This window comes from Arthrobacter sorbitolis (assembly GCF_054510995.1).
Map to the genome: position 1 here is coordinate 177565 of NZ_JBTNDM010000003.1, position 13514 is coordinate 191078.

The window sequence follows — 13514 nt, forward strand, 5'->3', positions numbered from 1 at the left end:
ACGCCTATGGCCTCAATTCGATGACCGTCTTACCGATCCGGATGGGGAGGCCCGGCTCGACGGGCAGGGCGCGTGTGAGTTGCGCGCCTGCGAGGTAGGTGCCGTTGGTGGAGCCGAGGTCCTCGATGAACCAGCGGCTGCCCTGCGGGAACAGGCGTGCGTGGCGGCCGGAGGCGTAGTCGTCCTCGAGGACGAGGGTCGCCTCCTGGGCGCGACCGAGGAGGATCGGGCTCGCGGCGAGGTCCAGGGTCGTCCCGGTGAGCGGACCCTCCGTGACGACCAGCCTGCGGGCGGCGGCGCGTGCCGGTGCCGGTTCCTCCACCAGTTCGGGGTGCTTGCGGATCTCCCGTGCGGTCGGTGTGCCGACCTTGTTGCGCCGGCCCACCACGAGGTCGCGGCGCAGGGCCCCCACCGTACCCAGGACGAGGGCCCACAGCAGGATCAGGAAGCCGAAGCGCAGGAGCGTGACGGTCAGTTCGCCGGCTTCGCTCATCGCTGGACCCCTCCGGTCTGCGTCGGTACCAGGCGGAAGGTCAGGCGGGAACGCCCCATGGTGATCGTGGATCCGTCCGTGAGTTCGGCCTGCCCCTGGACGCGCTGCCCGTTGACGTAGCTGCCGTTGGTGGAGCCGAGGTCCACGGCGTACACGCGTCCCTCCTGCGTGCGGATCTCGAGGTGCCGCCGCGAGACGCCCGTGTCGTCGACGAGGATGTCCGCCTCGGAGGAACGGCCGAGCACGATCGAGCCGGAGTTGATGGAGTAGCGCTGGCCGTCGATCTCGAGGACTGGCTGGTAGCGCGTCGGCTGGCGTCGGGGTGCCGCCGGAGCGGCCGGCCCGGCGGGCCGGCGGGCGGCGGCCTGCTTCTCGATGGACGAATCGATCTCGAAGACTCCTGCCTTCAGGTCCGGATCGTGCTCGAACGAGACACGGACCGGCCCCTGGAGGCTGTACTGCTGGCTGTTGACGTGCGCGATGACGACGTCGCAGAGTTCCTCGGCGAGGGCCGAGCCCCACTGCTGGGCGAGCTCGAAGTCGGAATCGGACAGTCGCGCCGTGAAGACGTTGGGTGCGAGGGTGCGGCCCTGCGACAGGACGAGGGAGCGGTTGTCCAGTTCCTTGCGCAGGGCACTGGCGATCTCGAGGGGTTGTACCTGGGAGCGCGAACCCGTGGTGAAGGCGCCCCGGACGAGTTTCTCGAGCCCGCGCTCCACGTTGTCGAGAATGCCCATCCGTCCCCTCCTCCCTCTTGCTGCACTGTGGTGTCGGATCCCGCCAGCGGTGTGCTGTGGGGCTTCTCCCAGTCCCGGGCACGGCGATGTCCGGCCGGGCATGTTCCATCCGATACTACTGGGAGGGTCCGGGAATGGGCTTCACCGGCGGGCCCGGAGCATTACTTTGTCCTAACGATCCGCCGCTGCAGCGTCCGGCCGGGGAGGCGGCCCGGGCGCGAAGGACGGCGTCGTTTAGGTGATTCCGTCCGGGCTCCGTTATGCTTGACTCTGCTGTTCACAACACCGGCGCCTGGCGTGCGGAGTTGGAATCTCGAAATTGCGCGAGTGGCGGAACGGCAGACGCGCTGGCTTCAGGTGCCAGTATCCGAAAGGGTGTGGGGGTTCAAATCCCCCCTCGCGCACATGGACAAGGGCTCCCGCCCCGCGGGGGCCCTTCCTCGTCTACGGGGTGTCGGTCAGCGGAAGTCGCGGGACCTGGTGGTGGCCTTCAGCTGCAGGACCTCGATGCGGTCGGCGACGACGTTGACCACCCCCTCGGACGAGCGCTCGAGGACGCCGCGCACGATCACGCTGCTGGCTTCCCGCGCCACCCGGCGGTAGCGCTGCCAGACCCCCACCGAGCAGATGACGTTCACCAGCCCCGTCTCGTCCTCGAGGTTCATGAACGTGATGCCGCTCGCCGTCGCCGGCCTCTGCCGGTGCGTCACCACTCCCGCCACCTCGATCCGCCGGCCGGATTCCGCCGTCTTCAGCTGCACGGCGGTCAGGGCGCCGCGGCGCTGCAGCCGCCCCCGGGCATGGCGTACCGGGTGATCGTCCGGGGTGATGCCCGTGGACCAGAGGTCGGACCCCACCTTGTCGATGTCGGAGAGTTCGGGCATCAGCGGGGGCTGGATGTAGACGGCGGTCCCCTTGATCTGCCCTGCGCGCTCCGTCGAGGCGGGACCGGCGTTCCACAGCGCCTCGCGGCGGCTGAGACCCATCGAGTCGAAGGCGCCCGATGCCGCCAGTGCCTCGAGCTGTCCCGCATTGACGCCCGTGCGCCGCGCCAGGTCCGGCATGTCCTCGTAGGGGCCGTTCCGTTCCCGTTCCACGACGATCCTCTCCGCGAGCTTCACCCCGAGGGATTCCACACTGGCCAGCCCCAGCCGCACCGCGAAGTTGCCGTCCCGGCGGTGGGGTGCCGAGTCGAAGGGCGTGCCCGGGTCGAAGTATCCGACGGGGGCCTGCTCGTCCTCGATGCAGCAGCCCATGCCGGTGGTCCGTTCGCGGGGGTCTTCCGGGGGGTCGTAGCCCTCGAGGGGTTCCAGGTCGGCATGCACCCCGGAGTGCAGGATGTCGGGGCGCAGGACGACGGCGCCGTGCCGTCGGGCGTCGGCCACGAGGGTCTGGGGTGAGTAGAACCCCATGGGCTGGGCGCGCAGGAGCGACGCGAGGAACGCTCCGGGGTAGTGCAGGCGCAGCCAGGCGCTGACGTAGACCAGCAGCGCGAAGCTGATCGAATGGCTCTCCGCGAATCCGAAGTTCGCGAAGGCGTGGATCTTGTCGTAGATGGTGTCGGCCACGTCCCCGGTGATCCCGTTGGACGCCATCCCCTCGTACAGCTTCGCCTTCAGGGAGTCGATCCGCTCCTCACCCCGCTTGGAGCCCATGGCGCGGCGCAGGAGGTCGGCGTCCGCTCCGGTACAGCCGCCCACCACCATGGCCATCTGCATGAGCTGCTCCTGGAAGAGGGGCACGCCGAGGGTCCGTTCGAGGACGGGCTCGAGGTCGGGATGGAGGTACCGGACCTCCTCCTCGCCCATCTTGCGTTTGATGTACGGGTGCACGGCGCCGCCCTGGATGGGACCGGGCCGCACGAGGGCCACCTCGATGACGAGGTCGTAGAACTGGCGGGGCTGCAGGCGCGGGAGCATGCCCATCTGGGCACGGCTCTCCACCTGGAAGACCCCCACCGAATCCGCGAAGCACAGCATGTCGTAGACGCCCTGCTCCTCCTTGGGGATGGTGTGCAGCTCCCAGGTCTCGCCGAAGTGCCGTGCCACGAGATCGAAGTTGTACTGGATGGCCGCGAGGATGCCGAGGCCCAGCAGGTCGAACTTCACCAGTCCCATCCAGGCGCAGTCGTCCTTGTCCCACTGGAGGACCGTCCTGCCGTCCATGCGTCCATGCTCGATGGGGCATACCTCTCCCACCGGCCGGTCCGTCAGTACCATGCCGCCCGAGTGGATGCCGAGATGGCGGGGGAATTTCAGGACCTCCTGCGCCAGGCCGACCACGGCGTCCGGGATGTCATGGTCGCTGCTCGAGACGAGGCCGCCCCACCGTTCGATCTGCCGGGACCAGGCGTCCTGCTGTCCCGGACTGTGTCCCAGTGCCTTGGCCATGTCCCGGACGGCGAACTTGGGACGGTAGGTGATGACGTTGGCCACCTGGGCGGCATTGAAGCGCCCGTACTTGCGGTAGACGTACTGGATGACCTCCTCGCGGCGGTCCGAGTCGAAATCCACGTCGATGTCCGGTTCCTCGTCCCGCATGCTCGAGAGGAACCGCTCGAAGGGGAGCTGGTACTTGATGGAGTCCACGGCCGTGATCTCGAGCAGGTAGCAGACCGCGGAGTTGGCCGCCGATCCCCGTCCCTGGCACAGGATGCCGTTGCGGCGCGCGTAGTGCACGAGGTCGTGGACGATCAGGAAGTACCCGGGGAAGTTCTTGTCCTCGATCACCTCCAGTTCGCGTTCGATCCGCTCGCGGACGTCGGCCCTGCCCCCGTAGAGCTTGTCGGCGCCCCGCCAGACGAGTTCGCGGAGGTAGCTCATCTGGGTGTGGCCCTCCGGGAGGTCGATGTTCGGCAGCCCGGGGCGGACGCTGCGGAGGGTGAAGGCGAGATCGGAGGCGATGTCCACGGTGCGTTCCACAGCTCCCGGATAGTCCCTGAACCGCCGTGCCATCTCCGCTCCGCTGCGCAGGTGGGCGGCACCGGCCGCGGGCAGCCAGCCGTCCATCTGGTCCAGGCTCCGGCGTGCCCGGACGGCGGCCAGGGCGGAGGCGAGGCGGTGCTGCCGGGGGGTCGCGTAGTGCACGTTGTTGGTGGCGACCGTCGGCAGTCCCAGGCGGGCGGCGACGGCGGCGAGGGCGTCGTTGTGCGCGGTGTCGAGGGGGTTGCCCTGGTTGGTGAGCTCGACGGCGACCGATTCCCTGCCGAACAGGTCCATGAGTGCCCGGAGCTCGGCCTCGGCCGCTTCCACTCCGTCCGTCACGAGCGCGGAGCGGACCGTCCCCTTCCGGCAGCCCGTGAGGATCATCCACTGGCCGCCGGCATGCCCGGCGAGGCGCTCCAGGCTGTACCGGGGCTTCCCCTTCTCGGCGTCGGGGGCCAGCTGGGCCTCGGTGATGGCCGTGGACAGGCGGTGGTAGCCGGCCGATCCGCGGGCGAGGACCAGCAGGTGCCGTCCTTCCGGGTCGGCCTCCCCGTTCTGCGGCCTGGACAGGCCGAGGGACAGCTCCGTGCCGTACAGGGTCGAGAACCCGGGATACTTCTCGGCGGCCTCCGCGAAGTGCACCGCGCCGTACAGGCCGTCGTGGTCGGTGAGGGCCATGCCGGTGAGGCCCAGCCGCTGGGCCTCCTCGGCGAGGTGCTCGGGGCTCGACGCACCATCGAGGAAGCTGAAGTTGGAGTGGGCGTGCAGTTCGGCGTACGGCACCACGGGACCCTCGGGAGCGGAGGCCTCCGCGGGAGCCGTGTAGGGCTGGCGTTTCCGTGACCAGGCGGGGCTGTCGCCGCCGTCGGCCCCCGGGGGTGGCGCTCCGGGCCGGGTGGCCGCGAGGTTGCGTTCGAAGTCCGACCACGGGATCGGTGGATTGTTCCAGCCCATGGCGTCCCTCCCTGTCTGGATGTCCTGCGGTTGTCTCGGTGGCGGACCGGGCCGTCAGTCGTAGCCGGCCTCCACCCACCACGCGTGGTCCTCGAGCAGCAGCAACCAGGCGGACCCCGAGTGGTCCACCAGCTGGAAGCGGTTGAGCACGCGCCCCTTCGGGTCCCACCAGCGCTCGTCGATCGGCCAGGGGCCGGCCCAGGAGTGCACGGGCCGTCGGCCGTCGTCGGGCCCCGCGCTGAAGAAGGCGGGATCGGCGCTCAGGAGGCCGCGCGGATCGACGTCCACGGGGTTGCCGTGCGCGTCGACGACGACGGCCGGTACGGGCTCGGCGAACACGGTGGCGGGGGCCGGGCCGGGCAGCCTGCCGGGCCAGGGCTGGTTGCGGTCCTTCACCGGCACCTTCGCGGACTGCTGCCCCGCCGGCGCGTCCCCCCACGGGATGTACACGCGGCGGTCCGCCAGCAGGCGCCCTCCGGCGATGACCGCGGTGAGCACGGCGCCGTGGCCCAGCATGCTCTGCACCCGGGCCAGCCCGTGGTGGATGCCCTCGTCCGGTCCCGTCCCCCACAGGCCGTCGGCGTGGTCGCCGAGGTCCTCGACGATGTCGGGGACCAGGTGGACCCGGGTGATGCCTGAGGTCAGGCCGTAGTCGGAGGCATCGGTGCCCTGGAGTTGCCAGCGCACGCGGTCCACGACGTCGTCGGCGTCGAACCAGCGCGGGTGCCGCCAGCGGCGCTCGGACGTCCCACCCGACTCCGTGTGCAGCGACACGTGCAGCGCGGTGCACACGAGCCCCGCCTCGCGCAGCGCGTCGACGAACTCACCGGCCCTGGTCCTGAGGGCGAACGCGAGCTGGTCGATGCGGGCGAGGGGAGGCTCGAAATCGGCGACGGCGTCGAGGTGGGGCGGCGGCGTCCGGACGACGACGCTCCGGTGGTCCAGCCCGCCGGCCTGGCGGTGCGCGATGGCCCCCTCGATGCCGAAGCGGTTGCGCACATCGGAGGCCCTGAGCGCCGCGAAGTCGCCCAGGGTACGGATGCCGAGGCGCTTGAGCAGCACGGCGAGCCGGGGTTGTCCGAGGACGTCCAGGGGGTAGCTGCCGAGGAACCAGGCCGAGCCGCCCGGCGGGATGACGACCAGTTGCTGCTCGTCGTCGTCCAGCTGGTCGGTGGCCCTGGCCGCCTGCTCGGCGGCGAAGGGCCCGTCCGCGATGCCGACCCTCACCTCGGTGAGCCCGATGGCGGCGAGGGTCTGCAGGACCACGTCCGCGGCGTTGCGCTCGCCGCCGTAGTAATGCGAAGGTCCCTTGGCCCGGACGGCGCACAGTCCCGGGCGGACGACCTGCACGCCGGGCAGGATGGCCTCCACGGCCGCGGTCACGGGCTCGAAGGTGCGCTCGTCGAGTGCCGGGTCGTACGGGAGGGACACGAGTCCGGTGCTGCGGGCCTGGGCCTCGCGGATGCGCAGGCCCCGCTTCACGCCGTCCTGCCGGGCCGCAGGGGAGCAGGCGAAGACCTCCCCGCGGTCCACGAGGACGAGCGCCGTCTCGGCGGGCAGCGCATGCTCGCGCAGCGCTGCCGTGATGGGCCAGTCGGGGCACCAGAACATCAGGGTCCGGGTTGCCGGGGCCGTACCGGGAGGCCCGGCGGGCGGGTCGGGCGTCATGAGGATTTCATCAGGCGGGGCTCGAACAGGGTCCCGGACGCGGCACCGGGGGTGTCGCCGTGCTGCAGGTGCGGTGGCAGGGCCGTGCCCCGGAGTGCGATCCCCGCGGGCGTCCCCTGCAGGTCCGCGAGTCCCACGTAGGCGTGGCGGAGCCGCCCCGAGGGCTGGGTGGCGGTGATCTTCATGGAACGCGCCCGGAGGTGGCCGGTCCCCGAGCCGAGGCCCTCCCAGGCGCTCTCCGCCACGCCGATCGTCGAGTCGCTCTGCTTCCAGTTGCCGAGGGTGATCAGGGCCGCGCCGCGCTGGCGCAGCCTCGCCTTCAGCCGGGCCCATTCGGTGGGTGCGAGGTGTTCCGGGGAGCGGGTCAGGACGATCGAGACGACGTCCACGAGGGCCGCCGTGACGGTGAGCCACTGGGGGCCCGGATCGGGGACCAGGATGAGGCGTTCGAGGTTGATGCCGAAGCCCTGCGCCGCCTCCACGCTGAAGTCGGGCATGCCGATCACGCTGCACCACGCGCCCGTCGCGGACGGGCCGGCGAGCAGGGCCATGGCGAGGAAGGTGGAGTTCCGGACGGAGTAGGAGCCGCCGGACTGCAGGCCCCCGCCGGGCAGGATCCGCGCGAGCGCCGGAACCGTGGGCAGCCGGCGGGAATCGAGCTTGCCGGCCTGCATGCTGTTGATGCGGGCCTGGAGGCCGAGCGCGACGTCGGCCGTGGACGCCCCGCGACGGTCGGCAGGATTCGGCCGGAACGTGTCCTCGGAGTCGGGGGAGGGCTCATCCCAGGCGAGGGAGGGTCCGGCGGCTGGAGGCGTCACTCCCTAATATTCGAATACCTGTTCGATTAAGTCAATCGGCGTGTCTTCACCGGAAACTGCTGTCCCCGTGGTACGAAAACGCTCCGATCGGTGCCGCCCAGGGGTGTCCCCGTCATCCCGGGGAGGCACCCCGACGCACTCCGCCGCCCGTGTCCGGGGCTCAGGCGTCGGACGCCTTGCGTGCCGCCTCGCGTTCCTTGACCCGGGCCGCTTCCGCGCGGACCGCCGCCTGCGTGGACCTCTCGGCGACCAGCCAGGCGGGCGGGTCCTGCAGGAGGGTGGTGATCTGCTCGCTCGTCAGGGGGTCGGTGACCCCGCCGCGGGCCAGCCCGCTGATGGAGATGCCGAGTTTCTGCGCGACGACGGGGCGGGGGTGCGGGCCGGTGCGGCGCAACTGGGCGAGCCACTCGGGCGGGGTCTGCTGCAGTTCGTCGAACTCCGCACGCGTCAGCTCGGTCTCCTGGAAATCCTGGGGAGCCGCGGGCAGGTAGATGCCCAGTTTCTTGGCCGCGGTGGCGGGCTTCAAGGTCTGGGGGGTCTTCGGGGGATTCATGGTCCCAGCTTAACGGCCACGTCTGCCGGGGATGGTCAGGCGCTACTGTGAGGAGGTGCCCGCCGACCAGTCCCGAACCCTGTCCGTCGGCTTCGTCCCGGGTGTCACGCCGGGCAAGTGGGTGGCCCGGTGGCGTGAGCGGCATCCCGAGACACCCCTCGAGCTCCACCAGCACGACGACGCCCTGGCGGCGCTCCGCGACGGATCCGACGACGTCGTCTTCGTGCGGCTTCCCGTGGACCGTGCCGGGCTCCACCTCATCCCCCTCTACGAGGAACAGCCCGTGGCGGTCATGTCGCGGGAGAACGAGCTGTCGCTCTACGAGGACGTACCGCTCGAGGAACTCGAGGGGGAGACCCTGCTCGACGTCGCCGCGTGCGGCGGCCCGAAGACGGCCGTGGAGGTGGCGGCCTCCGGTACCGGCGTCGTCGTCCTGCCGATGTCCCTGGCCCGCCTGTACGCCCGGAGGGACGCCGTGCACCGGCCCGTCCCGGGCCTCCCCGGAACCACGATCGGCATCGCCTGGCGGACGGAGGACGAGTCCGACGACGTCGAGGAGTTCATCGGCATCGTCCGCGGGCGGACGGCCCAGAGCTCGAGGCAGCCCTCGCAGCGCGAGGCGCCGAAGAAGAGTGCGTCGGAGAAGGCGGCGGCGAAGAAGGCAGCCGCCGGAAGCGCCGGGACGCAGAAGAGCGGAACGGGTCGGAAGGGCACCGGGAGATCCCAGCCGGGGAAGCAGCAGGGGCAGCAGGGGAAACCCGCCCGCCCGTCGGGCACGCGGGGCAGGCGGCGCTGACGGCCTGGGCGCGGGGCGGCGGTGCAGAATGGACCTGCCCTCCGGTCACGCCGACACGCCGTGACCGTCCGCCACGACCCGGAGCAGCCCATGGACGCAGACGTTCTCATCATCGGTGCCGGACTCGCCGGACTCGTCGCCGCCAACGAACTGGTGCGGGCGGGCAGGAGGGTGGTCGTCGTCGAGCAGGAGAACGCCCGGAACCTCGGCGGCCAGGCGTTCTGGTCCTTCGGTGGGATCTTCCTGGTGGACACCCCGATGCAGCGGCGCCTCCGCGTGAAGGATTCGTTCGACCTCGCCTGGCAGGACTGGCAGGGCTCCGCAGGTTGGGACCGGCTGGACGGCGAGCTGCCGGAGGACGAGTGGGCCGCGCAGTGGGGCCGCGCCTACGTCGAGTTCGCCGCGGGGGAGAAGCGTTCGTGGCTCGAGGAGCAGGGCGTCAGGTTCACGCCGCTCGTGGGGTGGGCCGAGCGGGGGAGCGGGACGGCGGCAGGCCACGGCAATTCCGTGCCGCGGTTCCACGTGCCCTGGGGGACCGGGACGGGGATCTCCGAGCCCTTCGCGGACAAGGCGCGGGCCGCCGCCGAGGAGGGGTCGCTGGTCTTCCGTTTCCGCCACCGGGTGGACGGTCTCGTCCTGGACGGGAACACCGTGACCGGAGTGCACGGGACGGTCCTGGCACCCGACGACGCCGCCCGTGGCGTCTCCTCGAACCGCGAGGCCGTCGGGGACTTCGAGCTGAGGGCGCAGGCGGTCGTGGTCGCCAGCGGCGGGATCGGCGGCAACCACGAGCAGGTCCGCGCCTGGTGGCCCGAGCGCCTCGGTACGCCGCCGTCGACCATGATCACCGGGGTCCCGGAGCACGTGGACGGCAGGATGCTCGACATCGCGGCGGACGCCGGTGTCCGCCTGGTCAACCGGGACCGCATGTGGCACTACACGGAGGGTGTGCGGAACTGGGACCCGGTGTGGCCGCAGCACGGCATCCGGATCCTGCCCGGCCCGTCCTCCCTCTGGTTCGACGCGCTCGGGCGGCGCCTGCCCGCCCCGGGACTGCCGGGTCACGACACGATCGGGACGCTGCAGATCCTCCGCACCACGCCGGACATCGCCCGGTACGACCACTCGTGGTTCATCCTGACGCAGAGGATGATCGAGAAGGAGTTCGCCCTCTCGGGGTCGGAGCAGAACCCCGATCTCACGGACCGGGACGTCCGGCTGCTGCTGCGGAGCCGGCTGGGCAAGGGTGCGCCGCCACCCGTCGAGGCGTTCAAGAGGAACGGCGAGGACTTCGTCGTCGCCGACACCCTGCCGGACCTCGTGGACGCGATGAACGCCCTGACCGACACCCCGCTGCTGGATCACGGGCTCATCGAGCGGCAGATCCGGCAGCGCGACGCGGAGATGGACAACCCCTACTCCAAGGACACGCAGGTCATGAGCATCCACAACTCGCGCCGGTTCCTCGGGGACCGGCTGACCCGGACCGCGCGCCCCCACAAGGTCCTCGACCCGGCCGCCGGTCCGCTGATCGCCGTGAAGCTGCACATCATCACGCGGAAGACCCTGGGCGGCATCCAGACGGACCTGACCGGCAGGGCCTTCGACACGGCCGGGGCACCGATCCACGGACTCTACGCCGCGGGGGAGGCCGCCGGGTTCGGCGGGGGAGGCGCCCACGGGTACAACGCCCTCGAAGGGACGTTCCTGGGCGGCTGCATCTTCTCGGGCCGCGCCGTGGGCCGTTCCCTCGCGGCGCTGCTGTAGGCTCCGGAGCCCGACCCGCCTAGGCCTGGGCGGGTTGGCCGTTGCTGGCCATCGTGCCGCCGTCCACCGGGAGGACCACGCCCGTGATGAAGCGCGCGTCGTCGCTCGCGAGGAAGGTGATGGCGGCGGCGACCTCCTCCGGGAGGCCTCCGCGTCCGAGCGCGATGCGTCCGGCGAACTCGTCGGAGAGTTCGTGCGGCTCGCCGTCGTCGCTCGTGAGGTCCGTCCAGATGAAGCCCGGGGCGACGGCGTTCACCCGCACGCCGTCCTTGCCGTGGTCGAGGGCGACGGCGCGCGTGAAGTTGCTGACCCCGCCCTTGGCGGCGTTGTAGGCGCTCATGCGCCAGTCCGCGGCCAGGCCGGACACGGAGGAGACGTTGACGATGCACCCCTTGCTGTCCAGCAGGTACTCCAGGGCCGCCTTCGTCCCGTAGAACACGCCGGAGAGATCGGTCTCGATGACGCGGTGCCAGTCCTCGACGCTCGTGTCCTGGACGGTGCCCTGCGTGATGGTACCCGCGTTGTTGACGAGGACATCGAGGCGCCCGTACCGCTGCACGGTCTCCTGCACCATGACGGACACCTGCCCGTAGTCGGAGGAGTCCGCGGGCACCGCTACGGCCTGCCCCTCGGGCAGGGACGCGACGACGGCGTCGATCTTGTCCGCGACGGAGTCGGTCAGGACCACCCTCGCTCCTTCGGCGACGAAGCGCCGGGCCGTGGCCTCGCCGATGCCCGAGCCTGCGCCTGTGACGATGACGACCTTGCCGTCGAACCTCTGCTGCATGGTGTGCCCCTCTCGTTCCCTCCACCGTGGCATCGCACCCGTGCCCCCGCAAGAACCGCGGGCGCCTCCCGGAGGATCGCCGGACCTGCTACCGGGTGCCGCCGGTCAGCTGCACCCGGACAGCAGTTGGAGCCGGTCGATGACGGCGGTCGTGACGGCGTCCGGCGTGCCGGTGTTCTCGATCCTGACGCCCTGCTCGTCGGGCTGCAGGGGTTCGAGCGTGCTGACCTGGGACGGCAGAAGGGATTCCGGCATGAAATGGCCGCTGCGGGTCTTCATGCGTTCGAGGATGAGGCCGGTGTCGCCGAGCAGGTGCACGAACCTCACACTGCCCTCGGCCTGCGTGAGGACGTCCCGGTAGGAGCGCCGCAGGGCCGAGCAGGTCACCACGGTGCTGCGGCCCGCACGGGACTGGAGGGTCGTCCAGTCCCGCAGCGACGCCAGCCACGGCCAGCGGTCCTCGTCGGTCAGCGGGATCCCCGAGGTCATCTTCTCGATGTTGGCCACGGGGTGGAAGTCGTCGGCCTCGGCGAAGATCCAGCCCAGCCGCTCGGCGAGCCGCGTGGCGATGGTCGTCTTGCCCGATCCTGAGATCCCCATGACGACGACGTGGCAGGGGTGTGCATCCATGTCCGATGTCCTTGTCCGATGGCCTTGTCCGATGTCCGTGCCGGGGGCCGGCACGAGGGGTCCCGCTTCGGACGTGGAGAGGGAGGCACCGGCCGGTGCCTCCCTCTCCTGGCGGACCGGGTCGGTGCGTCAGACCGTGGCGTGGTCCGTGCCGACGGGCGTGACGACCTCGGCGGTCGGCTCCATGTTCTCGGCGTCGACCATCCACGCGTACTGCTCGAGCTTCGCGATGAACCCGTGCAGCAGGTCGGCCGTCGTCGGGTCCTCCTCGTCGATCTGGTCGTGGACGTCGCGCATCGTCTGCACGGAGGCGTTCAGCATGTTGACCACGAGGCCCACGGTGTCCTTGGTGGAGACGAGGCCGGCAGGGAACGGCTGGATCTTCGTCCCCTCGGCGACGGCGACGCTGCGGCCGTCGGGGACCGCGTGCAGGGCGCGCATGCGCTCGGCCATCTCGTCGGCGAAGGCGCGGGCGTCGTCGATGATCTCGTCCAGCTGCAGGTGGAGATCGCGGAAGTTCTTGCCGACCACGTTCCAGTGGGCCTGCTTGCCCTGCAGGTGCAGTTCGATGAGGTCGACCAGGACGGCCTGCATGTTGTCCGTGAGGGTGGGTGAAGCCTTCATGAATCCTCCAGTACTAGATTTCCTGCTCGCGGCGGGGGTCCCGGACACGCCGATTCCCGCCGGGTGGACTCCTTTCACCCTAGACCCGCGCGTTGGTCAATTCCAGCCGACCTGCATACGCTAAGGGGACTTATGGTCAGCCGTGCCGGATCCCCCGCGAACGGGGGAGGGGCGGCCCCGGAGTCTCTACGAAGGAGGAACCTTTTGGCTTCAGTGCAGGAATCTATCGACGTAGCAGTACCGGTCAGCACGGCGTACAACCAGTGGACCCAGTTCGAGAGCTTTCCCCGGTTCATGGGGGGCGTCGAGTCCATCACGCAGACCTCGGACACCCGGACCCACTGGGTGACGAGCATCGGCGGCGTGCGCCGCGAGTTCGACGCGGAGATCACCGAGCAGCACCCGGACGAGCGTGTGGCCTGGAAGAGCACCGACGGTGAATCGCACGCGGGCGTGGTGACCTTCCACCGCATCGACCAGAACACCACGCGCCTGATGGTGCAGATCGACTGGCACCCCGAGACCTTCACCGAGAAGATCGGGGCCGTGGTCAACGCGGATGCCGCGCAGGTGAAGGGCGACCTCAAGAGGTTCAAGCAGTTCATCGAGAAGAGCGGCGGGGAGACGGGCGCCTGGCGCGGGAACGTCGACGCCCCGCCCACGGGCGGCTCGGAGGCCGAGCCGGCGAACAGCACCCTGCCGGACGCGTCCACCGACGATCCCGATTCGGGCGGACCGCGCGTCGACTGACGCACCGTGCACA

General features: G+C 70.6%; 12 protein-coding genes and 1 tRNA gene. 4 read left to right on the forward strand and 9 right to left on the reverse strand.

The features are described from left to right. Positions 1-4 precede the first annotated feature (4 nt). Both ACX80K_RS09240 and ACX80K_RS09245 read right to left on the reverse strand, forming a co-directional pair. Entirely contained in the window at positions 5-493 is a 489-nt protein-coding gene (locus ACX80K_RS09240) for an FHA domain-containing protein FhaB/FipA (protein WP_459271567.1), read from the reverse strand. Further along, positions 490-1230, reverse strand: coding sequence for an FhaA domain-containing protein (locus tag ACX80K_RS09245; protein ID WP_459271568.1), 741 nt, complete (start codon positions 1228-1230; stop codon positions 490-492). The genes ACX80K_RS09240 and ACX80K_RS09245 overlap by 4 nt, the downstream gene beginning before the upstream one ends. A 321-nt stretch (positions 1231-1551) precedes the next feature. On the opposite strand from ACX80K_RS09245, the gene ACX80K_RS09250 reads away from it, so the two are divergent. Further along, a tRNA-Leu gene (locus ACX80K_RS09250) sits at positions 1552-1634 on the forward strand. 54 nt (positions 1635-1688) lie between these two features. On the opposite strand, the gene ACX80K_RS09255 is transcribed toward ACX80K_RS09250, so the two are convergent. The 4 genes from ACX80K_RS09255 to ACX80K_RS09270 form a co-directional block, all read right to left on the reverse strand. Continuing rightward, positions 1689-5108: an error-prone DNA polymerase gene (locus ACX80K_RS09255; RefSeq protein WP_459271569.1), complete on the reverse strand. Its 3420-nt coding sequence runs from the start codon at positions 5106-5108 to the stop codon at positions 1689-1691. A gap of 54 nt (positions 5109-5162) precedes the next feature. After that, positions 5163-6776: a DNA polymerase Y family protein gene (locus tag ACX80K_RS09260; RefSeq protein ID WP_459271570.1), complete on the reverse strand. Its 1614-nt coding sequence runs from the start codon at positions 6774-6776 to the stop codon at positions 5163-5165. Beyond that, positions 6773-7594: a hypothetical protein gene (locus ACX80K_RS09265; RefSeq protein ID WP_459271571.1), complete on the reverse strand. Its 822-nt coding sequence runs from the start codon at positions 7592-7594 to the stop codon at positions 6773-6775. The genes ACX80K_RS09260 and ACX80K_RS09265 overlap by 4 nt, the downstream gene beginning before the upstream one ends. A gap of 160 nt (positions 7595-7754) precedes the next feature. Further along, positions 7755-8147, reverse strand: coding sequence for a DUF5997 family protein (locus ACX80K_RS09270; protein WP_459271572.1), 393 nt, complete (start codon positions 8145-8147; stop codon positions 7755-7757). A gap of 55 nt (positions 8148-8202) precedes the next feature. Between ACX80K_RS09270 and ACX80K_RS09275 the strand changes: the two genes are divergently transcribed. Both ACX80K_RS09275 and ACX80K_RS09280 read left to right on the forward strand, forming a co-directional pair. Then, positions 8203-8943, forward strand: coding sequence for a LysR substrate-binding domain-containing protein (locus tag ACX80K_RS09275; protein WP_459271573.1), 741 nt, complete (start codon positions 8203-8205; stop codon positions 8941-8943). A gap of 90 nt (positions 8944-9033) precedes the next feature. Beyond that, positions 9034-10710: an FAD-binding dehydrogenase gene (locus ACX80K_RS09280; RefSeq protein ID WP_459271574.1), complete on the forward strand. Its 1677-nt coding sequence runs from the start codon at positions 9034-9036 to the stop codon at positions 10708-10710. A gap of 19 nt (positions 10711-10729) precedes the next feature. Here the strand turns inward: ACX80K_RS09280 and budC are convergent, their stop codons facing one another. From budC to ACX80K_RS09295, 3 genes are all read right to left on the reverse strand, one after another. Then, positions 10730-11497 carry a meso-2,3-butanediol dehydrogenase gene (gene budC, locus ACX80K_RS09285; protein WP_459271575.1) on the reverse strand — a complete coding sequence of 256 codons (768 nt, stop codon included), beginning with the start codon at positions 11495-11497 and terminating at the stop codon, positions 10730-10732. A gap of 105 nt (positions 11498-11602) precedes the next feature. Next, positions 11603-12127: a gluconokinase gene (locus tag ACX80K_RS09290; protein ID WP_459271576.1), complete on the reverse strand. Its 525-nt coding sequence runs from the start codon at positions 12125-12127 to the stop codon at positions 11603-11605. 129 nt (positions 12128-12256) lie between these two features. Beyond that, positions 12257-12751, reverse strand: coding sequence for a Dps family protein (locus ACX80K_RS09295; RefSeq protein WP_459271577.1), 495 nt, complete (start codon positions 12749-12751; stop codon positions 12257-12259). Positions 12752-12964: 213 nt separating this feature from the next. On the opposite strand from ACX80K_RS09295, the gene ACX80K_RS09300 reads away from it, so the two are divergent. After that, positions 12965-13501, forward strand: a complete 537-nt coding sequence (locus ACX80K_RS09300; RefSeq protein WP_459271733.1) for an SRPBCC family protein — start codon at positions 12965-12967, stop codon at positions 13499-13501. The last annotated feature ends 13 nt before the right edge of the window (positions 13502-13514 follow it).

Bases quoted from the DNA above. Each gene is read 5' to 3' on its own strand.
- ACX80K_RS09260 (WP_459271570.1), bottom strand. From the start codon at position 6,776: ATGACGCCCGACCCGCCCGCCGGGCCTCCCGGTACGGCCCCGGCAACC.
- ACX80K_RS09255 (WP_459271569.1), bottom strand. From the start codon at position 5,108: ATGGGCTGGAACAATCCACCGATCCCGTGGTCGGACTTCGAACGCAAC.
- ACX80K_RS09280 (WP_459271574.1), top strand. From the start codon at position 9,034: ATGGACGCAGACGTTCTCATCATCGGTGCCGGACTCGCCGGACTCGTC.
- ACX80K_RS09270 (WP_459271572.1), bottom strand. From the start codon at position 8,147: ATGAATCCCCCGAAGACCCCCCAGACCTTGAAGCCCGCCACCGCGGCC.
- ACX80K_RS09240 (WP_459271567.1), bottom strand. From the start codon at position 493: ATGAGCGAAGCCGGCGAACTGACCGTCACGCTCCTGCGCTTCGGCTTC.
- ACX80K_RS09295 (WP_459271577.1), bottom strand. From the start codon at position 12,751: ATGAAGGCTTCACCCACCCTCACGGACAACATGCAGGCCGTCCTGGTC.
- budC (WP_459271575.1), bottom strand. From the start codon at position 11,497: ATGCAGCAGAGGTTCGACGGCAAGGTCGTCATCGTCACAGGCGCAGGC.
- ACX80K_RS09290 (WP_459271576.1), bottom strand. From the start codon at position 12,127: ATGGATGCACACCCCTGCCACGTCGTCGTCATGGGGATCTCAGGATCG.
- ACX80K_RS09245 (WP_459271568.1), bottom strand. From the start codon at position 1,230: ATGGGCATTCTCGACAACGTGGAGCGCGGGCTCGAGAAACTCGTCCGG.